Genomic DNA, 405 nt, shown 5'->3' on the forward strand with positions numbered 1-405 from the left:
GCCCGACCGTGTGGCCCGACACGTCGATCACTTGGGCCACCTCGCCGCAGACCGTGACCGCATCGCCGGGCGCCACCGCCTGATCCAGCGCGGGCAGGCGATGGGCATCCGCCGCCGCCCCCCGCACCCGCGCGCCCGTCGCCGCGCGCAGCGCATCCACCCCGTCGATATGGTCGCCGTGGTGATGCGTGATCAGGATGTCGGTCAGCCGCCAGCCCCGCGCCGCCAGCGCCGCCGCGATGGGCGCCGCCTCGGGCACATCCACCACCGCCGTGTCGCCCGACGCGGCGTCATGGATCAGGAAGGCATAGTTGTCCTTCAGGCACGGCACCGTGACCAGTTCAAGCGGCATGGCGTTTCCCCCCGTCTGCGTTATCCTGCGCGCCGACCTTGGCCCGGGAAGGC

Annotated in this window: 1 protein-coding gene; it reads right to left on the reverse strand. The window is 72.8% G+C overall.

Annotation, left to right across the window (positions count from 1 at the left end):
- The coding region (locus ACLD7X_RS19385) for an MBL fold metallo-hydrolase (protein WP_411425310.1) at positions 1 to 352 on the reverse strand (352 nt) is incomplete at its 3' end.
- Positions 353 to 405 lie beyond the last annotated feature (53 nt).

The organism is Aphanothece microscopica RSMan92 (assembly GCF_046613545.2).
Taxonomy (GTDB): domain Bacteria; phylum Cyanobacteriota; class Cyanobacteriia; order PCC-6307; family Cyanobiaceae; genus NIES-981.